This is a genomic window from Streptomyces flavovariabilis, from assembly GCF_000725785.1.
Lineage (GTDB): Bacteria > Actinomycetota > Actinomycetes > Streptomycetales > Streptomycetaceae > Streptomyces > Streptomyces hawaiiensis.
The window spans coordinates 127,443-151,685 of the sequence record NZ_JNXD01000001.1 but is presented as its reverse complement, the minus strand read 5'-3'; the positions used below and the strand labels follow the sequence as shown (position 1 = coordinate 151,685).

Genomic DNA, 24,243 nt, shown 5'->3' with positions numbered 1-24,243 from the left:
ACTTGGCTCAGGAGAGTGCACTCGGGGTCGACCATCGGGCCTATCGACGGCACTGAGTGCCGCCAACTTGCTCATCCTGCCCCCTGTGTTCCCCTTCTGGAAGTGTCTTGTGACCTTCACGACTCATTTGATCGATCATTTTTCGCTGAACCGAGCCGGAAGTCGAGTGCCGTGCACCGCCGGCCCGCCGAAACCGTGCGCACCGCCTGGCCGATCGCCTTGCGCGAACCGACGAGGACGACCAGCTGCCTGGCCCGGGTGACCGCCGTGTAGAGCAGGTTCCGCTGGAGCATCATCCAGGCGCCCGTGGTGACCGGGATGACGACCGCCGGGTACTCGCTGCCCTGGGAGCGGTGGATCGTCACGGCGTACGCGTGGGCCAGCTCGTCGAGCTCGTCGAACTCGTACGGCACCTCCTCGTCCTCGTCCGTGAGCACCGTCAGGCGCTGGTCGACGGGGTCGAGCGAGGTGACCACGCCGACGGTGCCGTTGAAGACACCGTTCTCGCCCTTCTCGTAATTGTTGCGAATCTGGGTGACCTTGTCGCCGACACGGAACACCCGTCCGCCGAATCTCTTCTCGGGCAGGTCGGGGCGGCCCGGGGTGACGGCCTGTTGCAGCAGGCCGTTGAGAGTGCCCGCGCCGGCCGGGCCGCGGTGCATGGGGGCGAGGACCTGGACGTCCCGGCGCGGGTCCAGCCCGAACTTGGCCGGAATGCGGCGGGCGACCACATCGACGGTGAGCCGGCCGACGGCCTCCGTGTCGTCCTCGACGAAGAGGAAGAAGTCCTTCATGCCGTCCGTGACCGGGTGTTGGCCGGCGTTGATCCGGTGCGCGTTGGTCACCACACCCGACTGCTGGGCCTGCCGGAAGACCCGGGTGAGACGGACGGCGGGGATCGGGCCGCCGTCGGCCAGGAGGTCCCGCAGGACCTCGCCCGCGCCGACGCTGGGCAGCTGGTCCACGTCCCCGACGAACAGCAGATGTGCTCCCGGCGGGACGGCCTTGACCAGCTTGTTGGCCAGGAGCAGGTCCAGCATGGACGCCTCGTCGACCACCACCAGGTCGGCGTCCAGCGGGCGGTCCCGGTCGTAGGCCGCGTCACCGCCGGGCTTGAGCTCCAGCAGGCGGTGGACGGTGGACGCCTCGGCGCCGGTGAGTTCGGACAGGCGCTTGGCGGCCCGGCCCGTGGGAGCGGCGAGCACGACCTTCGCCTTCCTGGCGCGGGCGAGCTCCACGATCGAGCGGACCGTGAAGGACTTGCCGCAGCCGGGCCCGCCGGTGAGGACGGCGACCTTCTCGGTCAGCGCCAGCTTGACGGCGGCCTCCTGCTCGGGCGCGAGCTCGGTGCCCGTACGGCCCTTCAGCCAGCTCAGCGCCTTGTCCCAGGCCACGGCCCTGAAGCCCGGCATGCGGTCCTCGCCGGCGCGCAGGAGGCGCAGCAGCTGGGCGGAGAGGGAGAGTTCGGCGCGGTGGAAGGGGACGAGGTAGATCGCGGTGACGGGCTCCCCGCCCTCGGGGCCCGGCACCTTCTCCCGTACGACGCCGGGGTCCTCGCCGTCCTCGGGGGGTTCGGCCAGTTCGGCCAGGCATTCGATGACCAGGCCGGTGTCGACCTGGAGGAGCTTGACCGCGTCCTTGATCAGCTGCTCCTCTGGGAGGAAGCAGTGTCCCTGGTCGGTGGACTGGGACAGCGCGTACTGCAGGCCGGCCTTGACCCGCTCGGGGCTGTCGTGCGGGATGCCGACGGACCGGGCGATCTTGTCGGCGGTGAGGAAGCCGATGCCCCAGACGTCGGACGCGAGCCGGTACGGCTGGTTCTTCACGACCGAGATGGAGGCGTCGCCGTACTTCTTGTAGATGCGCACGGCGATGGAGGTGGAGACCTCGACCGTCTGGAGGAAGAGCATGACCTCCTTGATGGCCTTCTGTTCCTCCCAGGCGTCGGCGATCTTCTTGGTGCGCTTGGGGCCGAGCCCGGGGACCTCGACGAGCCGTTTGGGCTCCTCCTCGATGATCTTGAGGGTGTCCATGCCGAAGTGCTGTGTGATGCGGTCGGCGAAGACCGGGCCGATGCCCTTGACCAGGCCGGAGCCGAGGTAGCGGCGGATGCCCTGGACGGTGGCCGGCAGGACCGTCGTGTAGTTCTCGACGTGGAACTGCTTGCCGTACTGCGGGTGGGAGCCCCAGCGGCCCTCCATGCGCACGGACTCGCCGACCTGGGCTCCGAGCAGCGCGCCGACGACCGTGAGGAGGTCGCCGGCGCCTCTGCCGGTGTCGACCCGGGCGACCGTGTAGCCGTTCTCCTCGTTGGCGTACGTGATGCGTTCGAGTACGCCTTCCAGCGTGGCCAGTCGCCGCTCGCCCGCCTGGGCGGCCCCCGCCTGATCGGTCATGATCCGACGGTACCGCCCGGGTACGACAGTGCGGCGGGAGCGGACCGCCGACGGCTCCCGAAAAAAGCGACCGGTCAGTATGCGGCCAGGGGTTCACTTTTCACGGTGAATTCACAAGGAGGCCCGAAGCTTTACAGTTCAAGCATCTCGGCCACCCCTTTTGTGATCCTTTTCCGTGGAAGAATTCTGGGGTTCCATCAAAAAAGGGGGGGCGGACTCGATTCCGGAGCGACCCGTGATGCCTCTGCGTCCCCCAGACCCCAGCGCCCCTCGGCGCGCGCACACGGCGGGCACGCTGCTCGTGAGCCTGTGCGCCGCCAGCACGTTGACGCTGCTGGTGATGGCTCCGGTGATATCCGGGGACCACTCGGTCGTGGCTCCGGGGCCTTCCGCGCCGCACGGGAACATCCCCGGCTCTCCCCCGCCGAACCGGGCTCCCATGCCGGAATTGCGCCCTCTCCCCAGCCCGGGACCGGGCTCATTGCACCTCCGCCCCTCCCCTTTTCCCGGCCCCGAATGACGACGAGGAACGATGTCACCCCAGGCCCAGAGCGTCGCCCTGTGGATCATGTCCCTGGCCATCAACATCACGGCGGCGTGCGCGGGGATCGTCTGGGGCTGGGAGGCCTTCGCACAGTTCCTGCTGCCGGCGTTCGGATCGGTGGTGGGGGCGTCGATGGTGAGCTACAGCCTGCGGCGATGAGGACGCCGGCAGCAGCCCTGCGGGTGTTCGGCACCGAGATCACCACGGAATGCCGGAGTTCGTCGGCTTCGGGGGTCCGTCGCGCCCATCGCGGCCACTGTCCCGGCCACCGTGCGTCGGGTGCGGACGAAAGTCGATTGCCGCTCCGCGCTCGCCGTGGGTAGCGTCCCCCGGCATGCCCCCGACCTTGCGCACCCCACGCCTGCTTCTTGACGCCTACCGCCCGGACGACGAAGAGAGCTTCGTCGCACTGTTCCAGGACAGGAGGGTGTCCCGGTGGATGGGTGACGGGCCTGCTGCCGAGGCCGCGGACCGGGCGCTGTTCGGGCGGATCTTCAGCACGGTGTACGCGGGGGATCTGTTCGACGTGTGGGCGGTCCGGCGTGGCGGGCTCCTGGTCGGGCACGCGGAGATCAAGCGGACCGAAGAGGTCGATGGTCACGAGATCGTCTATGCCCTGGGGCCTGACGTCTGGGGCAGCGGGCTCGGAACGGAGCTGGCGGAGGCGCTCGTGAGTTATGGCTTCGAGTCGCTCGGGCTGACCGAGGTGCACGCCACCGTCGCCGCGCAGAACAAGGCGTCGCTGCGCCTGCTGGGCAAGATCGGGTTCGAACACGCTCGGGACATCGTCGAGGACGACGGCTCGCTCACACGCGTGCTGACCCGCTGTCTCCCGGTGCGCTCGTAGAGACGTACGGCCACGGCGCCGTCCGGTGGCTCTCCGCGTCGAGCAGGCTGGTGCGGAGGCCAGTACAGGAGGGAGCCCGGGGCTCCCTCGCCGTACTCGGACCGCCGGGCCAGGGCACCGGACGCCCGCACCACTTCGGCTGCGAGGCGGAGGCGCAACGTCGGCAGGTCAGGGGGCCGGCACGGGCCGCATGACGCCTCTGGTCCCGTCCTTCTCCCCCGTCGCCGCGCCGTCGTCGCACCCGGTCTCCTGTGCCCGAGGGCTCTGGGGCCCGAACACGACACCCCAGACGATGTCTTCGAGGCCCTGCCTCTCCACGCGGGTCATGTGGCACGAAGAGGTCTGGCCCTCTTCGCGGTCAGGCGGCGCAGCGGTGTGTGCCGCTACGGGGGCGGCGGAGGTCAGGGCTGCTGCGAGGACGATGACGGTCGCGCCGGCCGAGTGCGCGAGGGAACGGTGCACGGAGTGCAGTCGCGGGATTTTCATGATCACACCCTGAGCGCAAAAGCACTCGGGAGGAAGGCTGACGGCTCCGAGAGCGGGCAACTCAACCCGATCGCGCGATGAGCGGAGGGGGCTTGAGCGGGACCGGGTGAGCCATCCGGCCCAGGGGGCGTCCGGCACCGCCCGCCCGCAAGGCGGTTTCACGTCCGGCGGGTCGAGGGCTGAGACGGCAGCATCACGTCTCCGCTGCGTTTGAGCCGCTGCCAGGGCAGTCGGTAGCCGTTGATCGCGGTCAGGCAGGCCTGGACGAGGACCAGATACATCAGCTGGCGGTAGACGACCTGCTGGAGGGGGAGCGCCCACAGGGGCCGGAGCCGCTCGCCGTCGAGGTGGAAGGCGTACGCGGCGCACATGGCCTGCACAGCCAGCATGCCGCTCCAGGCCAGGACCGTGATGAGCGGATCTCCGAACACCAGACCGTACAGGGCCAGTATGTCGATCAGCGGGGAGAGCAGTGGGGTGAAGATCTGGAAGACGGCCAGCAAGGGCAGACCGAGGCGGCCGAAGCGGCCCGCGTGGCCCCGTTCCAGCAGCGCGTGCCGGTGCTTCCATGCCGCCTGCATGGTGCCGTAACTCCATCGGTAGCGCTGGCGCCACAGTTGCCGCAGCGAGGTCGGTGCCTCGGTCCAGGCGAGTGCGTCCGGCGCGTAGCGGATCTCCCACCCGGTCCGGTGCAGGGCCATGGTGATGTCGGTGTCCTCGGCGAGGGTGTCGGCACTCATCATCCCGGCGTCCCGCAGGGCCTCGACGCGGAACGCCCCCACGGCACCGGGAATGGTGGGCAGGCAGCGCAGCAGGTCGTACATCCGGCGGTCGAGGTTGAAGCCCATGACGTACTCGATGTGCTGCCACCGGCCGAGCAGACGCCGGCGGTTGCCGACCTTGGCGTTGCCCGCGACGGCGCCGACGCGGGGGTCGGCGAACGGCTGGACCAGACGGCCGACGGTCGAGGGGGCGAAGACGGTGTCGGCGTCCAGCATGACGACGATGTCGTGTGAGGCCCGCAGGACGCCGGTGTTGAGGGCGGAGGCTTTACCGCCGTTGGGCTGCCGGATGACGGTGACGTTCTCGAGGGCGAGGGACTGCGCGAGGTCGGCGGTGCCGTCGTGGGAGCCGTCGTCCACGACGATGATCTCGACGGGGTGGTCGCTCGTGGCGAGCGAACGGAGTGTCTTGGGGATGCACAGCTCCTCGTCGTACGCGGGTATGACGACACTGACGGGCCGGGTGACGAGTCGGCGCGGGCCGGTATGCGGGCGCCGGTGCCGACGGGCGTGGTGGCGGGCCAGGGCGAGCAGGAGCACACACCGTGCGAGGACGAGCGAACCGGCCACCAGCAGCAACAGGCTGACGGCCGTAACCGCTGCCCTCGACGCGGTGACAGCGGCCACGAAGATGCGGCCCTGCCACAGTTCCCCTGTTCCGACGGGGCTGGTGAAACTGTCGGTGCCGACGAGATCGGCGAGGGTGGTGAAGCGGTACCCCTGGGCCTTCAGCCGGGGGATCAAGGTCTTGAGGGCCTCGACGGTCTGTGATCTGTCCCCTCCCGCGTCGTGCAGGAGGACGACCGCGCCCCTGCCCGGTGCGTCGGGCGTGGCCGCGTCGGCGATCGCCCGGGCGCCCGGGCGCCGCCAGTCGTTGGTGTCCTGATCGATGAACGCCAGGACGTAGCCCTTGGCGCCCAGGCGCCGGGTCACGGTCCAGGCCGGGGCGTCGAGGGCGGAGGTGGTCGAGGAGTAGGGCATCCGCATCAGCGACGTGTTGATGCCTGCGGCCCCGGCGAGGGCGAGTTGGGTCAGCGCCAGCTCACGGTCGACGGCGCTCGCCGACTGGGTGGTCAGGTCCCGGTGGGAGAAGGTGTGCACACCGACCTCGTGGCCGGAACGGATCACACTGCGCAGAACTTCCGGGTGCCTGGCGGTCTGTTGCCCGGTGACGAAGAAGGTGCCGGGCGTGCCGTGGTGGTCGAGAACGGCCCGTATGCGGGGTGTCCAGGTGGGGTCGGGGCCGTCGTCGAAGGTCAGGACGATGGTCTTGGCCGGTGTGCGATACGTCCGCGGGTGAGCGCCGGTGGTGTCCACGACCGGACCGCCGCCGGCGATCCTGCGGGGGACGCCGATGCCGGGGCGCCCGCTGCGCCCTTCCTGGTCACCGGCGAAGCCGCGCGTGGTGTACCCCTCGACCAGGAGGACCGAGGCGACGAAGGCCAGCAGGACGAGGGGAACGACGATGCGGAACCGACGCCGGGGCGACAGGGGCGGTCGCGTCCGCCGCAGACCGGGCGACCTCGGTGAGGGGCCGGGTGGCCGGTGAGGACGCCGCCGCATCAGGGGGCCTCGGCCACCGATGGGTCGGAGGACGGGGGTGTGACACCGGACGGCGCCGAGGGGCCGGTCGCCGGCCCTGTCGGCTCGGGGGCCGGTGGCGGCGTCTGTACCGGGGACTCGGGTGCCGGTGGGGCCGTGGCCGGCGGAGCGGGAGAGGGCGGAGGCGGGGCGGGCGCGGTGCCCGTGCCCGGTGTGGGGGCAGGAGCGGCAGGAGCGGCAGGAGCATCGGGAACGGGCTGCGCCGGTGGAGTCGTTGGTGCCGGCGGTTCTGGTGTGTCGGGAGGTGCCGGGGGGTCGCCGGGTGGGTCCCCGGGTACCAGGGGCGGAGCGACGGGAGGGCCGGGCACGGTGAACTGCGGAACGAGCAGATTGCCCGGGCCGACGCGTTCCGAGCGGTCCGACGCGGGTGGCTCGCCGGGTGCCGGGGGCGTCCGGCCGGGGGTGTGGGGTCCTGGTGCGGCAGGCGCCGCGATGTCGCCGGGCAGGATGGCCCCCGGCGCGAAGGGCGTTGCTCCCATCAGGCTCAGGCCCAGTACCGCCATGTACGTGGCAGCACCGGCGGCCAGCCCGTAGCCGGTACGCCGCAGATACCGCGCGCGTCGGCCGGAGGCGTCGACGAACACGGGGAGGTTCGGATCGCCCGACGATTCCTGTCCCGTATGCCCGCTTATGGGACGAAGAAGCACCATGGCGTTCAGCGTACGCCGCTGCGGCGCGGGCGAGTTCCTCAAGAGACGGCAAGAATTTCTTACTCAGCCGTGCAACCCTTCCCGGCCTCCGCGGGTCGTACGTGGTGTCAGGGCCTTCGGGGGAGGGGATCTGGGGGGATCGCGAGGTTCCTGACGGGAGGGGAAAAGCCGAGAGGGCCCGGTCGACGGACCGGGCCCTCTCGAAACCGTTCAGGGGCGGCAGCTGCCGCCCAGGGGCTTCAGAAGAAGACGCCGCACCTCAGCAGGACGTTCGCGTACGGCCGTGCCTCGCCCGTGCGGACGACCAGGCGGGCCCCCGCCGACAACTCCTTCAGCCGCTCGTGCGAGACGAGATCCAGCCCGGGGAAGTGCCCCTCCAGCAGCGACGACGCCTCCGGATTGGCTTCCCGCAGCTCCCGCGCCGCCGTCGCCCCCTCGACCACCAGCTCGGCCAGCAGCCCGTCCAGCACCTCGGCGAACGCCGGTACCCCGGCCCGGAAGGCCAGGTCCACCACCCGAGGACCGTCGGGTATGGGCATGCCCGCGTCGCACACCAGCACCCCGTCGCCGTGACCGAGTTCGGCCAGCGCACCGGCGAGGTGGCGGTTCAGTATTCCGGTCCTCTTCACGGTGCGGCGACCTCCGCCGCCGTCGGGAAGGACGCCTGCGCGCCCTCCTTCGTCACGGTCGCGGCACCCACCCGCGCCGCGTACGCCGCCGCCTGAGCCAGGGACTCGCCCGCCCCCAGCCGGCAGGCCAGCGCGGCGGTGAAGGAGTCGCCCGCTCCCGTCGTGTCCACCGCGTCCACCGTCACGGCCGGCACACGCGACAACCCCTGCGCCGACGCCACCAGCGCGCCCTGGGCGCCCAGCGTCACCACCACCGACTTCGGGCCCTTGGCGAGGAGGATCCGCGCCCAGTCCTCCGGGGTGTCCCCGACGGCGGAGTCGCCCAGGATCACCTTCGCCTCGTGCTCGTTCACGATCAGCGGGTCGCAGGCCGCCAGCACCTCCTGCGGAAGGGGGCGCGGCGGCGAGGGGTTCAGCACGAAACGGCTCTGAGGCGCCAGGTTCCGTACGGTCTCCACCACGGTCTCCAGCGGGATCTCCAGCTGCGCCGACACCACCCGGGAGCCCTGGAAGAGGCACCCGGCGGCGCTGACGTCCTCCGGAGTGAGGCGGCCGTTGGCGCCGGGCGAGACGACGATGCTGTTGTCGCCGGACGGGTCGACCGTGATCAGCGCGACCCCGGTCGGCGCGCCGCCCACCAGGACCCCCACCGTGTCGACGCCCGCCTCGCGCTGCGAGTCCAGCAGCAGCCGGCCGTGGGCGTCGTCGCCGACCCGGGCCAGCAGCGCCGTACGGGCGCCGAGCCGGGCGGCGGCGACCGCCTGGTTCGCGCCCTTGCCGCCCGGGTGGACGGCCAGGTCGGAGCCGAGCACGGTCTCGCCGGCTCCGGGCCGGCGCTCCACTCCGATCACCAGGTCGGCGTTGGCCGACCCCACGACCAGGAGGTCGTAGTCGTACATGAGTTGTCTCCCCACGTGAGTGACATGGCCGGGCGGTCCACAAGGTGTGCGTGACCGCCCGGCCGTTCCCCGATGTCAGCCGCTGAAGCCGGCCACGTTCTCCTTGGTGACCACCTTCACCGGCACCTTCACCGTCTCCTCGACCTTCTCGCCCTTCAGGGCCCGCAGGGCGTTGTCCACGGCGATCTTCCCGAGCTGGGACGGCTGCTGCGCCACGGACGCATACAGCGTGCCGCCCCCGACCGCCTTCAGTCCGTCCGGCGTGCCGTCGAAGCCGACGACCGAGACCGACTTGCCGGCCTTGGAACCGAGCGCCTTGATCGCGCCGAGGGCCATCTCGTCGTTGGCGGCGATGACGCCCTGGACGTCCGGGTGGGCCTGGAGCAGGTTCGACATGACGTCGAGGCCCTTGGTGCGGTCGAAGTCGGCGGGCTGCTGGGCGACGACCCGGATGCCCGGGAAGGCCTTGAGGCCGTTCGCGAAGCCCTGCGCGCGCTCCCGGGCCGCGGAGGTGCCCGCCTGGCCCTGAAGGATCACGATCTTGCCCTTGCCGCCCAGCTTGTCGGCGATGGTCTTGGCGGCGAGTTCACCGCCGGCGACGTTGTCCGAGGCGACGAGAGCGTCCACCGACGCCTTGTTGACGCCCCGGTCGACTGCGATGACCGGGATCTTCGCCTGGTCGGCGGCCTTCACGGAGTTGCTCGCGGCGTCCGAGTCCACCGGGTTGACGATGATCGCGCCGAGGCCGGAACTGGTGAAGTTCTGCAGCTGGTTGGCCTGCTGGGAGGCGTCGTTCTGGGCGTCGGTGACGGTCAGGTCCACGCCCCGCTTCTCCGCCTCGGCCTGGGCGCCCGCCCGGATCTGCACGAAGAAGGGGTTGTTGAGGGTGGACAGCGACAGGCCCATCTTCGGGCTGCTCGTGGCGGAGGAGCCGTTGTGCAGGAACGACGTGGCGCCGACGATCGCGACGGTGACCACGGCCGCGAGCCCGTACGTCGCCGCCTGCTTGCCCTTGCCTCCCGGAGAAGCGCCGGCCACCGGGGTCGCCCCCGCCTTGCGCCGCAGCGTGTCGAACAGCACCGCCAGCGCGATGACCACGCCGATGACGACCTGCTGCCAGAACGCGGAGACGTTCAGCAGGTTCAGCCCGTTGCGCAGCACGGCCAGGATCAGGGCGCCGATGAGTGTGCCGGACGCCTTGCCGGTGCCGCCCGCGAGGGAGGCACCGCCGATGACGACGGCGGCGATCGCGTCCAGCTCGTAGCCATCGGCGGCCTGGGGCTGCGCGGAGGAGAGACGGGCGGCGAGCACGACACCGGCGACGGCGGCGAAGACGCCCGAGAAGGCGTAGATCGCGAGCTTCTGCTTCTTCACGCGCAGTCCGGACAGCCGCGCGGCCTCCTCGTTGCCGCCGATCGCGTACATGGAGCGGCCGATGTAGGTCCGGCCGAGCACGAACGCTGCGATCAGGCCCATGACGATCATCACCAGGACCGGCACCGGCAGCCAGCCGCCGAGCGTGTCGCCGAGGTGGGAGACCGAGCCGGGGAAGGCGATCGGGGAGCCCTCGGAGATGACGAGGGACAGGCCGCGGGCCACGGACAGCATGGCCAGCGTGGCGATGAACGGCGGCAGCTTGCCGTAGGAGATCAGGATGCCGTTGACCAGGCCGCAGACGATGCCCGTCGCTATGGCGAGGAGGACGGCGAGGAAGACCGGGACGCCCGCGGTGGTGGCGCTCCAGGCGAGGACCGTGGCGGACAGCGCGGCGACCGAGCCGACCGACAGGTCGATGCCCGCGGAGACGATCACGAAGGTGACGCCGAAGGCGAGGATGGCGGTCACGGCCGCCTGGACGCCGACGTTGAGGAGGTTGTCCGTCGTCAGGAAGTCGCCGGACAGCGCCGACATGGCGACGACGAGGACGATCAGTGCGGTGAGCGCGCCGTTGTCGAGGAGGAGGCGGCGCAGGCCTCCCGAGGCGCCACCCGCGCCCGTCGTGCTCTTGAGCGTGTCAGTGGCCACGGGAGGCCTCCGTTCCGGTCGTGGTCGTGGTCGTTGTGGTGGGCGTGCTGACGGCGAGTGCCATCACGGCGTCCTGGGTCGCCTCGTCGGCGGAGAGTTCACCGGCGATCCGGCCCTGGGCCATCACCAGCACCCGGTCGCTCATGCCGAGCACCTCGGGCAGATCGCTGGAGATCATCAGGACGGCCGCACCGGCGGCGGTGAGTTCGTTGACGAGCTGGTAGATCTCGACCTTGGCGCCGACGTCGATGCCGCGCGTCGGCTCGTCGAGGATCAGCACCTTGGTGTCGGCGAGCAGCCACTTGCCGATGACGACCTTCTGCTGATTGCCGCCGGAGAGGGTGCGCACGTGCTGGCCGAGTCCGGCCATCCGCACACCGAGCTGCCCCGCGATCCGCTCGGCGGCCTCGCGCTGGCCCCTGAGGTCGACGAGCCCGGCGCGCGTGGCCGACCGCAGCGTCACCAGGCCGAGGTTCTCCTCGACCGAGGCGTCCAGCACCAGGCCCTGGCCCTTGCGGTCCTCGGGGACGAGTCCGATGCCGGCGGTCATCGCCGCGTTGACGTCGTACTTGGCGACCGGGGCGCCGGAGACCTTCACGGAGCCCTTGTCGTAGGCGTCGGCCCCGAAGACCGCCCGGACGACCTCGGTACGGCCCGCGCCGACCAGCCCCGCGATGCCGACGACCTCACCGGCGTGCACCTCGAAGCTGACGTCGTGGAAGACGCCGTCCCGGGTGAGGCCCTCGACGGTGAGCAAAGCGGAGCCCCGGTCGGCCCGTTCGCGCGGGTACTGCTGCTCGATGGAGCGTCCCACCATGAGCCGTACGAGCTCGTCCTCGGGCGTGGCGGCGGGCACCTGGCCGACGCTCCTGCCGTCCCGGATGACCGTCACCCGGTCGCCGAGCGCGGCGATCTCCTCCAGATGGTGGGTGATGAAGACGATCCCGACGCCGTCCTCGCGCAGCGTGCGCACGATCGTGAAGAGCTTGTCGACCTCCTCGGAGGTGAGCACGGCGGTCGGCTCGTCCATGATCAGCACACGGGCGTTCAGGCTGAGCGCCTTGGCGATCTCGACCATCTGCAGCCGCGCGATACCGAGCTCGCGGACCCGCGCGCGGGGCGAGACGGTCACGCCGACCCGCTTCAGCAGGACCTCGGCGTCGGCCTCCATCCGCTTGCGGTCGATCATCCCGAAGCGGCGCGGCTGGCGCCCGAGGAAGATGTTCTCGGCGACCGTGAGGTCGGGTACGAGGTTGAACTCCTGGTAGATGGTGGCGATCCCGAGCCGCTCGGAGTCCTGCGCACCCTGGATGCGCGTCTCCTCACCGCCGACCAGGATCCGCCCGGCGTCGGGGGTGTAGGCGCCGGACAGCATCTTGATGAGGGTGCTCTTGCCGGCACCGTTCTCACCGAGCAGGACGTGCACCTCGCCCCGGCGCAGATCGAAGTCGACGCCGTCCAGCGCGACCACGCCCGGGAAGGTTTTCCGTATGCCCTCGATGCGCAGCAACTCGTCCGCGTTGCTCACGTCGTGCTCCTTTGCACTGGGGTGGGGTTCTCGCCGCACGAGCGGCGTACGACGAGACGGGCGGGGAGGGTGACGGACTCGCCGGGCCGCCCCTCGATGCGGTCGACCAGGGCCCGTACGGCGGCCCGGCCCAGCTCGCCCGTGGGCTGGGCGATCGCGGTGATCGGCGGATCGGTGTGCACGAACCACCGGATGTCGTCGAACGCGGCCAGCGCGAGGTCCTCCGGTACGCGCAGGCCACGCGCGCGTACGGCGTCCAGCGCGCCGAGCGCCATCAGGTTGTCGGCCGCGAAGACGACCTCGGGCGGCTCGGCCAGGTCGAGGAAGCCCTCGGTGACCAGTCGGCCGCTCTCGGCCTGGAAGTCGCCCTGCCCTATGTAGGCGTCGGGCAGTTCGAGTCCGTACGCGGCGAGAGCCTCCCGGAAGGCCTCGACGCGCTCCTGGCCGGTCGTGGTCGCCGCCGGGCCCGCGATGATCGCGAGCCGCCGGTGCCCGAGCCCGTGCAGATGCGCCACGAGATCCCGTACGGCGGCCCGCCCGTCCGCCCGCACGACCGGCACGTCCACGCCCGGGATCCAGCGGTCCACGAAGACCATGGGCGTCCCGGCCCGCGCGGCGTCCAGCATCAGCGGCGAGCCGCCGTCCGTGGGAGAGACGAGCAGGCCGTCGATGCGGCGGTCGAGCAGGGTGCGTACGTGGTGGTCCTGGAGGTCCGGCCGTTCGTCGGCGTTGCCGATGATGACGCTGTAGCCGAGCGCGCGGGCCTCCTCCTCGACGGAGCGGGCCAGTTCGGTGAAGTACGGGTTCATCACGTCGCTGATGACCAGGCCGAGGGTGTGGGTCTGGTCGGTGCGCAGGGAGCGGGCGACGGCGTTCGGGCGGTAGCCCAGGATCTCGACGGCGGCCAGCACGCGGGTGCGTGCTTCGGCGCTGACCGACGGATGGTCGTTCAGGACGCGCGAGACCGTGGCGACGGAGACGCCGGCCTCGGCAGCGACGTCCTTGATGCTGGCCACCTCCGCTCCACCTCCTTGTGGATCAGTCGTGGGAGCACTCGTCGATGACTCGGTGAGCGCTCGTGGAATCGATTACATCGACGGGAGCATGGAATCGATTACACGGCGTCGAAGCAAGCCCCCGGCGGTACCTCTTGACCGGATCGTGATGTCGCGGGGCGGGGCCCGGCGATCCAGGCTGGAGGTACGGGGGTTTCGCGAGGGGGCAGTCCAGGCCCTGGCGGGCCGGAGCGGAGGAGCCATGACGGCGGCGACCCGGAACGACGTACCCGTCGCCCTTGAAGGCGACGGAGTGGAACTGCGCATCAAGCCCATCGGCGGCGGCCTCTCGGTGGGCTACATCACCCTGCCCCGGGGCACGGACATGGGCCCCGCCCTCAAGGGCCTGCCCGACGACGCGTGCCAGTGCCCGCACTGGGGCTATCTGCTCAAGGGGCGGATCAGGATGCACACGGCCGCGGGCGAGGAGGAGTACGAGGCGGGCCAGGCGTACTACTGGGGCCCCGGCCATGTGCCGGTGGCGCTGGAGGACAGCGAGCTGGTGGAGTTCTCGCCGAGTGAGGACTTCCAGCAGGTGATCGACCACGTGGCGGCGCAGGCCGGGTGATCCGGGGAAACCGCCTGTGCCCTGCCGATGAGTTCCGCCGGCCCGGGCGGTCTCCCCTGTCGTCGACCACAGGAGGAGCGCTGTGTCCCAGCTGCTGCGCGTGCAGAACTTCAACGTCTCGAGCGACGGATTCGGTGCCGGAGAGCACCAGAGCCTGCAAAGGCCCTTCGGCCACGCCGACCCCGGGCAGATGTTCGCCTGGGCCGGTGCCACGGCGAGCTGGCCCAATCGCACCGACCCCGGCGGGAGCCGCGGCCTGGACGACTACCTGACGCGCGACTTCCACAACAACATCGGCGCCGAGATCATGGGCCGCAACAAGTTCAGCCCGCAGCGCGGGCCGTGGCAGGACCACGAGTGGCAGGGCTGGTGGGGCGACGAACCCCCGTTCCACACGCCGGTGTTCGTCATGACCCACCACCGGCGTCCCTCGTTCACCCTCTCCGACACGACGTTCCACTTCGTCGGCGGTGAACCGGCCGAGGTCCTCGCCCGGGCGCGCGAGGCGGCCGGGGGCAAGGACGTCCGGCTCGGCGGCGGGGCGGCCACCATCCGGGAGTTCCTCGACGCCGGCCTGGTGGACACGCTGCACGTGGCGGTCTCGCCCGGCGTGGTGCTCGGGTCCGGCTCACGGCTGTGGGAGTCACCCGAGGAACTGCTCGACCGCTTCCACTGCGACGTCGTACCGAGCCCGGGCGGCGGGGTGATTCATCACCTGTTCTGGCGGAAGTGAATCCCCTCCTCCCTGAAAGGAGGCGATCCCCGGCTCCGACCTCCCCCTGGAGCAACGCTCCGGAAGGACACGTGCGGAGCTCCCACGAGGGCCGGCGCGTCACGCCGAGTCGTTGAGCAACCTGCTCACGTGTTCACTCCCGGGCCCGAGGAGGTCGGGCAGGGGCGCCGCCTCTTCGTACCAGCGCTTCTCGTACTCCCAGCAGAGCCAGCCGTCCCAGCCGTGGCGGGAGAGGACCTCGACGCATTCGGCCAGGGGAAGGACGCCCGCGCCGAGAGGCAGGGGGGTCGTGTCGTCGGGGGAGGCGATGTCCTTGACCTGGACGTAGCCGAGGTGGGGGGAGAGTGCCGCGTAGGTCTCGGAGGGCTGTTCGCCGCCGAGCCAGGTGTGCATCACGTCCCAGAGGGCGCCGACCTGGCGGTGGCCGACGAGGCCGAGGATCCGCATCGCGTCGGCGGCGGTGCGGTGCGAGTCATGGGTTTCGAGGAGGATGCGTACACCCAGGTCATTGGCGTGTTCGGCGGCCGTGCCCAGACGGCGGGCGGCCGTCGCGTCGGCCTCCTCGGGGGTCTGGACGTCGAGGTCGCCGCCCGGGAAGACCCGGACGTACGGGGCGCCCAGGTCGTGGGCCAGGTCGAGGAGGGCACGGATCTCGGCCAGGACGGGCTCGTCGTCGCCCGGCGCGGCGACCCGTACGTAGCCCGCCAGACTGAGGAGCTCTACGCCCGCTCCCTTGAACTCGGCCGCGACGTCCGCGCGTTCGGCGGGTCCGAGGCCGGTGTGGACCGGTTCCTCGGGGTGGGTGCGCAGCTCCACGCCGTGATAGCCGTGGGCGGTCGCGAGCCGCAGGACGTCGGGCAGGGGCAGGCCGGGGACACCGAGGGTGGAGAACGCCAGCTTCATGTGGACGGACCCTACCCGGCACCCCCGCCTGCGACTCCCCTTCGGCACCCTGGTGTTGCGTGAAGATCCGGTCGCCGGTCCTGGCCGGCCGGATCCCGGCCGCAGGAGCGGTGCGGTTTCCGCGCGACCGGCACGAAACCGTGGTGCCGGGGCCGCGCGTCCGGCTCGACGAGCAGGAGCCGCAGGCGGGCGCCCGGGCAGGGATCAGTCGGCGACGACCGACGTGTTCTGACAGGCGGTGAGCAGCCAGCGGCCGTCGTCCTGCTTGGTCATCACATACAGCGGGGCCCCCTCGCTCTCGTCGCCCGGGCTCAGGTAGCGCTGACGAACCTTGACCGCCGCGACATCGGGGCGGATGAAGAGCACGTGGACCACCTCGTAGCTGACCTTGCCGTCCCAGTCGGCGGCGGGGAGCACCTTGCGGGTGAACTCCGAGATCGCGTCGAGGCCGATGAGAACCTTGCCGTGGGCCGTCGTCCAGACCGCGTCGGGGTGGAAGAGGGCGAGGAATTCGTCGGGGTCCTTGTGCTGCTGGGAGTGCTCGACGATGGCGACGACCTGCTTGACGGCTTCGATGTCTGCGGCGTGCGCCGTGGATTCCGTGGTCATGTGGGCCATGCTGCAACCTCAAGCACGGTTGAGATCAAGAGGGCGATCCACGGGATCGGCGCCTGAGACCAGGCACGAGGCGATCCGGACGGGTGACGGCCGATGAGTCTGGCCGTGTTCCGCAGTCAGAAGAGGTGTTCGTGCGTCGCAGCCGCGAGTGTTGCGGAGGCGGGCACCGACGAAAATCCGCTGAGAAGCCGACACGAGATACCGAGGACCCCAGATGCGTACCCTGATCAGCACCGCTTTCATCTCGCTCGACGGCGTCGTGGAGGCCCCGGGCGGCGAGCCGGGTTACCGGAACTCCGGGTGGACCTTCAAGGACGTCGAGTTCCTTCCCGAGGCATTCGAGATCAAGGGCCGGGAGCAGAAGGAGGCCACCGCGATGATGATGGGCCGCACCAGCTATGAGGCGTTCAGCCCGGTGTGGCCCGACATGGAGGACTTCGCCGACTACAAGGTGATGCCGAAGTACGTCGTGTCCACGACCCTCACCGAGGACCACCTGGTGTCGAACTGGGGTGAGACGACGATCCTGCGCTCGCTCGACGATGTCGCCGCACTGAAGGAGACCGAGGGCGGTCCGATCATCGTCCACGGCAGCGCCTCCCTGAACCGGGCCCTTTCGGACGCCGGCCTGATCGACCGTTACCACCTGCTCGTCTTTCCGCTCCTGCTCGGGGCGGGCAAGCGGCTCTTCAGCGCCACGGACAAGGACACCCAGAAGCTGCGGCTCGTCGAGCACGAGGCCTACGCCAACGGTCTGCAGAAGAACGTCTTCGACGTCGTTCGCTGACGAGTGCCCCGCCCTCGTACCGCTGCCGCGTCACCGGACGTGGCACTCGCCGGAGGGCCTGCGCGGCGCGTGGGATCACATGAGTAGGGGTCCAGGAGGAAGCCGGGGCGCGGGGGCGGCAGCCCTCACAACCCCGGCCCCGACGCGAGCACCCGTCGGGGCACGGCACGAACACCCCCGGCACAGCCCCCGGGCCCCCAAGAGCCACAGCGCCTCAAGAAGAGCGCGGCACCCCGGAGGACCCTCGCACCATCAGCTCCCCCCGAACCGACGCGATACCCCCGGGCGGGGCCTCCTCCCGCCCCATGGCGATCCGCCCGGCCCGGGCCCCGGCCTCCGTCAACGGCAGCCGCACCGTCGTCAGCGAAGGCACCGCGTCGATGCTGAACGGCAGATCGTCGAACCCCGCCACCGACACGTCCTCCGGAATCCGCAGCCCCGAGTCCCGCAGCGCCGCGCACGCCCCCAGCGCGACGGAGTCGTTCGCCGCGACGACCGACGTCAGCGACGGATCGCGCCGCAGCAGCTCCAGCGTCGCCTCGTAGCCGGACCGCCGGTCGTAGCGCCCGTGCACGGTCCACCGAGGGTCCTCCTCGATCCCGTGCGCGGCCAGCGCGTCCCGGTGCCCTTCCAGCCGGTGCCGCGTGGTCGTCCGCTCCTCCGGGCCCGCGATGTACCCGAGCCGCCGGTGCCCGAGCCCGATGAGGTGCTCGGTCAGCTCCTGCCCGCCGCCGCGGTTGTCGAAGGTCAGCGCGATCGCCCCGGTCTCCGGCGCCGGCGGGCGTCCGCACAGGACGACCCGCGTCCCGGCGTCGACCAGCTTCCGCACCTTCGCGTCCATGGCCGCCTGGTGCGCCGCGTCCACGATCGCCCCGCCGGTCAGCACCACCGCCGCGGCCCGCTGCCGCTGCAGCAGCGTGAGGTAGGTCAACTCCCGCTCGGGGGAGCCGCCCGTGTTGCAGACCACCGCGAGTCTCTCCCCGCCCGCACGGCCGCCCGGCCCGCCGATCTCGGCCTGGATCGCGCTCGCCATGATCCCGAAGAACGGGTCGGCGATGTCGTTCACCAGGATCCCGACCAGGTCGGACGTGGCCGCGGCCAGGGCGCTCGCGGGCCCGTTGAGCACGTAGTCCAGCTCGTCCACGGCCTTCAGCACCCGCTCACGGGTGGAGGCCGCCACGGGGTAGTTCCCGTTCAGCACGCGCGACACCGTCGCGGGCGAGACCTGCGCGCGGGCCGCCACGTCCGCCAGGGTCACCGTCATCTCGTCGTCCTCCGGTCGCGCATCTCGTCGTCGCCCTCGTACACACCCGGACCCACCGCCACGGTTCCGAGCAGGCCAGTTGCCCCGGCCGCGCCGAACCCATGGCCAAGGTTCCGACCAGACCTTAAGCCCCCGACCCCCGGCTGTTCGCCCCCTCGAACAACTCGTCCTGGTCACGGTCTTGTCCGGACCGCGGTTCAGAGGCTAGCTTCTCTGTATATAGAAAGCGCTTGCTGCAACGCTCACCAGTCCACGACCGGCCCACCGGGCCGTCCGTGAAGGATGAGGCGTACGCGGCGCGACGACCGCGTACGAAGGGAACGACGTGACACGCAAGACGGTGCGAATCGCCATGAACGGCGTGACCGGGCGCATGGGCTACCGCCAGCACCTGGTCCGCTCCATCCTCGCCCTGCGCGAACAGGGCGGCCTCGACCTCGGCGACGGCACCGTGCTGTGGCCCGAGCCGATCCTGGTCGGCCGCCGGGAGCACGCGCTGAAGGCGCTGGCCGAGAAGCACGGGCTGGAGCACGTCTCGACGGACGTGGACGCGGTCCTCGCCGACGAGACGGTGGACATCTACTTCGACGCGCAGGTCACCTCCGCCCGCGAGGAGGCCCTGAAGAAGGCCATCGCGGCCGGCAAGCACATCTACACCGAGAAGCCGACCGCCACCGGCCTCGACGGCGCCCTGAACCTCGCCCGGCTGGCGAACGAGGCCGGCATCAAGCACGGCGTCGTCCAGGACAAGCTCTTCCTCCCGGGCCTGCTGAAGCTGAAGCGCCTCATCGACGGCGGCTTCTTCGGCCGGATCCTCTCCGTGCGCGGCGAGTTCGGCTACTGGGTCTTCGAGGGCGACTGGCAGACCGCCCAGCGCCCGTCCTGGAACTACCGGTCCGAAGACGGCGGCGGCATCGTCGTCGACATGTTCCCGCACTGGGAGTACGTGCTGCACGAGCTGTTCGGCCGCGTGAAGTCCGTCCAGGCACTCACCGCCACGCACATCCCGCAGCGCTGGGACGAGAACGACAAGCCGTACGACGCGACGGCCGACGACGCCGCGTACGGCGTCTTCGAGCTGGAGGGCGGCGCGATCGCCCAGATCAACTCCTCCTGGGCCGTCCGCGTCAACCGCGACGAGCTGGTGGAGTTCCAGGTCGACGGCACCGAGGGCTCCGCGGTCGCGGGCCTGCGCAACTGCCGCGTCCAGCACCGCAGCGCCACCCCCAAGCCGGTCTGGAACCCGGACATCCCCGCCACGGAGGTCTTCCGCGACCAGTGGCAGGAGGTCCCGGACAACACCGAGTTCGACAACGGCTTCAAGGCCCAGTGGGAGCTGTTCCTGCGGCACGTCTACGCCGACGCCCCCTACCACTGGGACCTGCTGGCCGGTGCCCGCGGTGTCCAGCTCGCCGAGCTGGGCCTGAAGTCCTCGGCCGAGGGCCGCCGTCTCGACGTCCCGGAGATCTCGCTGTGACGATCCGACTCCCCGGAGCCGGCGGGGCGTTGCGGACCTACGAGCCGCGCACCGAGCCCCTGGCCGTGACTCCCGGCACGCCCTTCACCTCGCGCACGGTCTTCTCGGCGGCGCACGTCGTCGCCGACCCTTTCGCGGACGTCTCCCCCGACTCGCCCGCCGCGGTCGACTGGGACGCCACCCTCGCCTTCCGCCGCCACCTGTGGTCGCACGGGCTGGGCGTCGCCGAGGCCATGGACACCGCCCAGCGCGGCATGGGCCTGGACTGGGCGGGCGCGGCGGAACTGATCCGCCGGTCGGCTGCCGAGGCCAAGTCGGTCGGCGGCCGCATCGCCTGCGGTGTGGGCACGGACCAGATCGCCTCCGGGTCGCTCGCGGAGGTCCGCGCCGCCTACGAGGAGCAGCTCGCCCTCGTCGAGGAGTCCGGTGCCCAGGCGATCCTGATGGCGTCCCGGGCGCTCGCGGCGGCGGCCTCCGGGCCGGAGGACTACCTGGAGGTCTACGGCCACCTGCTGCGCCAGTCGGCCGAGCCGGTGGTCCTGCACTGGCTGGGCCCGATGTTCGACCCGGCGCTGGAGGGCTACTGGGGTTCGTCCGACCTGGACGCGGCGACGGACACCTTCCTGGAGGTCATCGCCGCCCACCCCGACAAGGTCGACGGCATCAAGGTCTCCCTGCTGGACGCACAGCGCGAGATCGACATCCGCCGCCGGCTGCCGCAGGGCGTGCGCTGCTACACGGGCGACGACTTCAACTACCCCGAGCTGATCGCGGGCGACGAGCAGGGCTTCAGCCACGCGCTGCTCGGCATCTTCGACCCGCTGGGCCCGCTGGCGGCTCAGGCGGTCCGGGTCCTGGACACGGGCAACGTGCAGGGCTTCCGCGAGCTGCTGGACCCCACGGTCGGGCTCTCCCGGCACCTCTTCCAGACCCCGACGCGCTTCTACAAGACGGGCGTGGTCTTCCTGGCCTGGCTGGCCGGCCACCAGTCGCACTTCACGATGGTCGGCGGCCTGCAGTCGGCCCGCTCGCTGCCGCACTTCGCGACGGCGTACGAACTGGCCGACGGGCTGGGGCTGTTCCCCGACCCGAAGCTGGCGGAGGAACGGATGAAGACGCTGCTGAGCCTGTACGGGGTGAACCAGTGAGCGGGTCCCTGGAGCGCTTCTCCATCAACCAGATGACGGTGAAGCAGCTGTCGATGCCGGAACTGGCCGACGGATGCGCCCGGCTGGGCATCCGCAACGTGGGGCTGTGGCGCGAGCCGGTGCAGACGTACGGTCTGGAGGCGACGGCCAAGCTGGTGCGGGACGCGGGCCTGACGGTGACGACACTGTGCCGGGGCGGCTTCTTCACGGCGATCGAACCGGAGGAGCGGGCGCAGGCCCTGGCCGACAACCGCCGCGCGATCGACGAGGCGGCGGTGCTGGGCACGGACACCCTGGTCCTGGTCTCGGGCGGTCTGCCCGCGGGCTCGAAGGACCTGCACGGCGCCCGCGAGCGCATCGCGGACGCCCTGTCGGAACTGGGCCCGTACGCGGAGCGGCACGGCGTCCGTCTCGCCATCGAGCCGCTCCACCCCATGTACGCCGCGGACCGCTGCGTGGTGTCGACCCTGGCCCAGGCGCTGGACCTCGCCGAGCGCTTCCCGGCGCACCAGGTGGGTGTCACGGTCGACACGTACCACATCTGGTGGGACGACACGGCCCCCGCGCAGATCGCCCGGGCGGGCGCGGGCGGCCGTATCCACACCTTCCAGCTGGCCGACTGGACGACTCCCCTCCCGGAGGGTGTTCTCACCGGCCGCGGTCAGATCGGCGACGGGTCGATCGACATGCGGGAGTGGCAGGGACACGTGGAGGCGGCCGGATACACGGGCGCCATCGAGGTGGAGCTGTTCAACGACGTCCTCTGGGCCCGGGACGGCCAGGAGGTCCTGGCCGAGACGGCTGCGAGGTTCACCGAACACACCCGCTGACCCACCCCGAAGCCACGCCCACCGCCCTGCCCCGCGTCCCCGAGGGCGGGGCGGCGGTGTGCCGGGGGCCGTCCAGGCCGCTCCGGATGCAGCGGCCCCCCGGGCGTGACACGCTTTTCCCAAGGACTCCGCCGGTCGCAGTGCTCTCTCTCCTCCCCTCACTTCCTGATTCGGAGAGCAGCCATGGCCGACTTCCTCGTGAACACCACCAAGTCCGGCGACCAGCTCCAGCCTGCCGTCGACGCGCTGTTCGGCACGCAGTTCCTGGAGCTGTGGTCGGACGAGAGCGACTTCGTCATCAAGGGCCAGTTCCTGGGGGACGACGGCGACAAGCTCGGGGACGAGTTCGCGGTCAGTACGCAGCCGGCGGACGGGGCGGGGGTGCGGCCGCTGTGGCCGTCCGTGCTGTCCGCCGGGATCAGCGGCCAGTTCGCCGTATGGCTGGAGACCCCGTTCGGCCCGCCCGGCCCCAGCCCGTCCGTGAAGCTCCAGCGGTTCACCGATGGTCAGCAGGCCGGTCCACAGACGCTCGTCACGGCGGACGCGGATCCGAAGGTCCGGCCGTGTCTCGCGTTCATGATCGACGGCGGTGTGCTGGTCACCTGGGCGAGCCGGCGGCCCGACCAGCGCATCCGCGCGCGGCGGTTCCGTTCGGACGGCACTGCGGCGACTCCGGAGTTCACGGTCAGCACCACCGAGGGCTTCCACGAGAAGCCCGCCGCCTCGATCCTCACCAACGGCAACGTGGTCGTCGCCTGGTCGACGGATCCCTCGGCGATCGGCGGCGGCCGGCTCACGCTGCGGTTCTTCGACTTCGAGGGCAACCCGCTGGGCGGAGAGATCCAGCCCAACGTCGGCGGCTTCACCGGGGTCAACGCGATCACCCTGCTCGACAGCGGACGGTTCGTCGTCGCGCACATGGAGGGCATCCAGCCCAGCGATCTGGGCAAACCGCAGACCACGGTCGCGGCGAGCATCTTCCAGCCCGACGGCACGGAGACCTTCGACATCACGGCCGGCAACCCCCGGGGCTTCACCCGGAGCTCCCCGGCCCTGTCCCGGCTGCCGGGCGGGCGCTTCCTGATGGCGTGGGTCGAGGAGAGCGCGGACACACACGACACCGTGCCCACGGTGATGGCCAGGGTCTGCTCGGAGAGCCAGGGCTCCCTCGGCGACAAGGTCCAGGTCAGCACGGCGGACCCCGGGAAGCGGTCCCACACCTGCACCGCGACGGCCTTCGGCGACGGCCCGGAGAGCGCGATCATCACCTGGGACGACGACAGCCACCTCGACGGCGACCCGGGTTTCGGCGTAAGGGCCCGCACGTTCCATGTCAGCCCGCCGGGGATGCTGGTCGAGGCGTCCTAGCGGCAGCCGAGGCGTCCCCCGCGACCGTGAAGCACCAGCGATGATCGCTGCGTGGTTGGATGAAGCATCGCTGAGCGGAAAGGGGCACCCCGTGCTCGACCTCCAGCGGCTGCGCGCCCTGCACGCCGTCTCCGTGCACGGCACCGTCGGCGCCGCCGCCCTCGCGCTCGGGTACACGCCCTCCGCGGTGTCGCAGCAGATCGCCAAGCTGGAGCGGGAGACCCGGACCGTGCTGCTGGAGCGGGAGGGGCGGCGCGTGCGGCTCACCGATGAGGCCCGGCAACTGGTGTCCGCCGCCCAGGAGTTGCTGGCCATCGTGGAGCGCGCGGAGACCGAGCTGGAGGAGCGGCGGGGCCGGCCTGCGGGGCGGCTGACCATCGCCGCGTTCGCGTCGGCGGCACGCGGGCTGATGCCGGGCGTGCTGGCCGAGCTGGGCCGCAGGCATCCCGGCCTGGACGCCCGGCTCTCCGAGGTGGACCCGCATCTGTCGGTCGACCTGGTGGCGAAGGGCGCCGTCGACCTCGCCGTCGCGCACGACTGGGACATCGCGCCGCTGCCCGCCCCGCCGGGCCTGGAGCAGGCGGTCATCGGGGACGACCTGTGCGACCTGCTCGTCCCCGAGGGGCATCCCTTCGCCGGGCGGACCGCCGTACGGCGGGAGGAGCTGGGCGGCGAGCGGTGGATCTGCCAGCCGCCGGGGCGGGTCTGCCACGACTGGCTGCTGCGGACTCTGCGCACGGCCGGGCACGAGCCGGACATCGTCCACCAGGCCGACGAGAACCCGACCCTCGTCGCCCTGGTCGCGGCCGGGCTCGGTGTCGCGCTCATCCCGCGACTGGGACGCGGGACGCTGCCCGCCGGGGTGGTGGAGGTGCCGCTCGATCCGATGCCGGTGCGGCGGCTGTACGCGCTGTGGCGGACGGGGGCGGCCCGGCGTCCGGCCATCGCGGAAACCGTACGGGTGCTCGGTGAGCAGTGGCCGGAAGTGGCGGCTCATCCGCCCCGTTGAGCCTCTGGCTCCCCCGGCGTACCGACTTCCGGGAATCCGGGCCGAGTCGGGAACCCGGGGCGGACCGCCTCCGTCCAATCGCAGGCCGCTGGAGA

Annotated in this window: 20 protein-coding genes and 1 pseudogene; 10 read left to right on the top strand and 11 right to left on the bottom strand. The window is 71.2% G+C overall.

Going from position 1 to position 24,243, the window contains the following annotated elements:
* Positions 1-116: 116 nt before the first annotated feature.
* A complete protein-coding gene (recD2, locus tag IO24_RS0100655) occupies positions 117-2,396 on the bottom strand; it encodes an SF1B family DNA helicase RecD2 (protein WP_031130595.1) in 2,280 nt (759 codons plus the stop codon).
* 532 nt (positions 2,397-2,928) lie between these two features.
* Here recD2 and IO24_RS45075 point away from each other — a divergent pair.
* Both IO24_RS45075 and IO24_RS0100645 read left to right on the top strand, forming a co-directional pair.
* Positions 2,929-3,099 carry a hypothetical protein gene (locus IO24_RS45075; protein ID WP_157851227.1) on the top strand — a complete coding sequence of 57 codons (171 nt, stop codon included), beginning with the start codon at positions 2,929-2,931 and terminating at the stop codon, positions 3,097-3,099.
* 175 nt (positions 3,100-3,274) lie between these two features.
* Positions 3,275-3,787 carry a GNAT family N-acetyltransferase gene (locus tag IO24_RS0100645; RefSeq protein ID WP_031130593.1) on the top strand — a complete coding sequence of 171 codons (513 nt, stop codon included), beginning with the start codon at positions 3,275-3,277 and terminating at the stop codon, positions 3,785-3,787.
* A gap of 644 nt (positions 3,788-4,431) precedes the next feature.
* On the opposite strand, the gene IO24_RS0100635 is transcribed toward IO24_RS0100645, so the two are convergent.
* From IO24_RS0100635 to IO24_RS0100610, 6 genes are all read right to left on the bottom strand, one after another.
* Positions 4,432-6,618 carry a bifunctional polysaccharide deacetylase/glycosyltransferase family 2 protein gene (locus IO24_RS0100635; RefSeq protein ID WP_031130589.1) on the bottom strand — a complete coding sequence of 729 codons (2,187 nt, stop codon included), beginning with the start codon at positions 6,616-6,618 and terminating at the stop codon, positions 4,432-4,434.
* 928 nt (positions 6,619-7,546) lie between these two features.
* On the bottom strand, positions 7,547-7,936 hold the full coding sequence (gene rbsD, locus IO24_RS0100630; protein WP_031130587.1) for a D-ribose pyranase: 390 nt from the start codon (positions 7,934-7,936) through the stop codon (positions 7,547-7,549).
* Positions 7,933-8,835, bottom strand: a complete 903-nt coding sequence (locus tag IO24_RS0100625) for a ribokinase (RefSeq protein WP_031130585.1) — start codon at positions 8,833-8,835, stop codon at positions 7,933-7,935. The genes rbsD and IO24_RS0100625 overlap by 4 nt, the downstream gene beginning before the upstream one ends.
* A gap of 75 nt (positions 8,836-8,910) precedes the next feature.
* The gene (locus IO24_RS0100620) at positions 8,911-10,860 is read right to left on the bottom strand and encodes an ABC transporter permease/substrate-binding protein (RefSeq protein WP_031130582.1); all 1,950 of its coding nucleotides are present in this window, start codon (positions 10,858-10,860) and stop codon (positions 8,911-8,913) included.
* A complete protein-coding gene (locus tag IO24_RS0100615) occupies positions 10,850-12,388 on the bottom strand; it encodes a sugar ABC transporter ATP-binding protein (RefSeq protein ID WP_031130580.1) in 1,539 nt (512 codons plus the stop codon). Before IO24_RS0100615 ends, IO24_RS0100620 begins: the two co-directional genes overlap by 11 nt.
* Positions 12,385-13,404 carry a LacI family DNA-binding transcriptional regulator gene (locus IO24_RS0100610; RefSeq protein WP_031130577.1) on the bottom strand — a complete coding sequence of 340 codons (1,020 nt, stop codon included), beginning with the start codon at positions 13,402-13,404 and terminating at the stop codon, positions 12,385-12,387. The genes IO24_RS0100615 and IO24_RS0100610 overlap by 4 nt, the downstream gene beginning before the upstream one ends.
* A gap of 241 nt (positions 13,405-13,645) precedes the next feature.
* Between IO24_RS0100610 and IO24_RS0100605 the strand changes: the two genes are divergently transcribed.
* Both IO24_RS0100605 and IO24_RS0100600 read left to right on the top strand, forming a co-directional pair.
* Positions 13,646-14,011: a cupin domain-containing protein gene (locus IO24_RS0100605; protein WP_031130575.1), complete on the top strand. Its 366-nt coding sequence runs from the start codon at positions 13,646-13,648 to the stop codon at positions 14,009-14,011.
* Positions 14,012-14,093: 82 nt separating this feature from the next.
* Positions 14,094-14,744, top strand: a complete 651-nt coding sequence (locus IO24_RS0100600; RefSeq protein WP_031130573.1) for a dihydrofolate reductase family protein — start codon at positions 14,094-14,096, stop codon at positions 14,742-14,744.
* Between the two features lie 99 nt (positions 14,745-14,843).
* On the opposite strand, the gene IO24_RS0100595 is transcribed toward IO24_RS0100600, so the two are convergent.
* From IO24_RS0100595 to IO24_RS0100590, 3 genes and pseudogenes are all read right to left on the bottom strand, one after another.
* Positions 14,844-15,647 (bottom strand): sugar phosphate isomerase/epimerase family protein, encoded by an 804-nt coding sequence (locus IO24_RS0100595; RefSeq protein ID WP_031130572.1) that lies wholly within the window; start codon positions 15,645-15,647, stop codon positions 14,844-14,846.
* Positions 15,648-15,658: 11 nt separating this feature from the next.
* Positions 15,659-15,853: pseudogene (locus IO24_RS47520) on the bottom strand (hypothetical protein); the annotation flags it as partial.
* A complete protein-coding gene (locus IO24_RS0100590) occupies positions 15,852-16,265 on the bottom strand; it encodes an SgcJ/EcaC family oxidoreductase (RefSeq protein ID WP_420823199.1) in 414 nt (137 codons plus the stop codon). The pseudogene IO24_RS47520 and the gene IO24_RS0100590, both read right to left, overlap by 2 nt.
* 214 nt (positions 16,266-16,479) lie before the next feature.
* On the opposite strand from IO24_RS0100590, the gene IO24_RS0100585 reads away from it, so the two are divergent.
* Entirely contained in the window at positions 16,480-17,052 is a 573-nt protein-coding gene (locus tag IO24_RS0100585) for a dihydrofolate reductase family protein (RefSeq protein ID WP_031130568.1), read from the top strand.
* 214 nt (positions 17,053-17,266) lie between these two features.
* On the opposite strand, the gene IO24_RS0100580 is transcribed toward IO24_RS0100585, so the two are convergent.
* Positions 17,267-18,316 carry a LacI family DNA-binding transcriptional regulator gene (locus IO24_RS0100580; RefSeq protein ID WP_031130566.1) on the bottom strand — a complete coding sequence of 350 codons (1,050 nt, stop codon included), beginning with the start codon at positions 18,314-18,316 and terminating at the stop codon, positions 17,267-17,269.
* Positions 18,317-18,641: 325 nt separating this feature from the next.
* Between IO24_RS0100580 and IO24_RS0100575 the strand changes: the two genes are divergently transcribed.
* From IO24_RS0100575 to IO24_RS0100555, 5 genes are all read left to right on the top strand, one after another.
* Positions 18,642-19,793, top strand: a complete 1,152-nt coding sequence (locus IO24_RS0100575; protein ID WP_031130564.1) for a Gfo/Idh/MocA family protein — start codon at positions 18,642-18,644, stop codon at positions 19,791-19,793.
* On the top strand, positions 19,790-20,941 hold the full coding sequence (locus IO24_RS0100570) for a dihydrodipicolinate synthase family protein (protein ID WP_031130562.1): 1,152 nt from the start codon (positions 19,790-19,792) through the stop codon (positions 20,939-20,941). Before IO24_RS0100575 ends, IO24_RS0100570 begins: the two co-directional genes overlap by 4 nt.
* A gap of 32 nt (positions 20,942-20,973) precedes the next feature.
* Positions 20,974-21,771, top strand: coding sequence for a sugar phosphate isomerase/epimerase family protein (locus tag IO24_RS0100565; RefSeq protein ID WP_045295907.1), 798 nt, complete (start codon positions 20,974-20,976; stop codon positions 21,769-21,771).
* A gap of 183 nt (positions 21,772-21,954) precedes the next feature.
* A complete protein-coding gene (locus IO24_RS0100560; RefSeq protein ID WP_031130558.1) occupies positions 21,955-23,139 on the top strand; it encodes a hypothetical protein in 1,185 nt (394 codons plus the stop codon).
* Between the two features lie 91 nt (positions 23,140-23,230).
* Positions 23,231-24,148 (top strand): LysR family transcriptional regulator, encoded by a 918-nt coding sequence (locus IO24_RS0100555; protein ID WP_031130555.1) that lies wholly within the window; start codon positions 23,231-23,233, stop codon positions 24,146-24,148.
* Positions 24,149-24,243 lie beyond the last annotated feature (95 nt).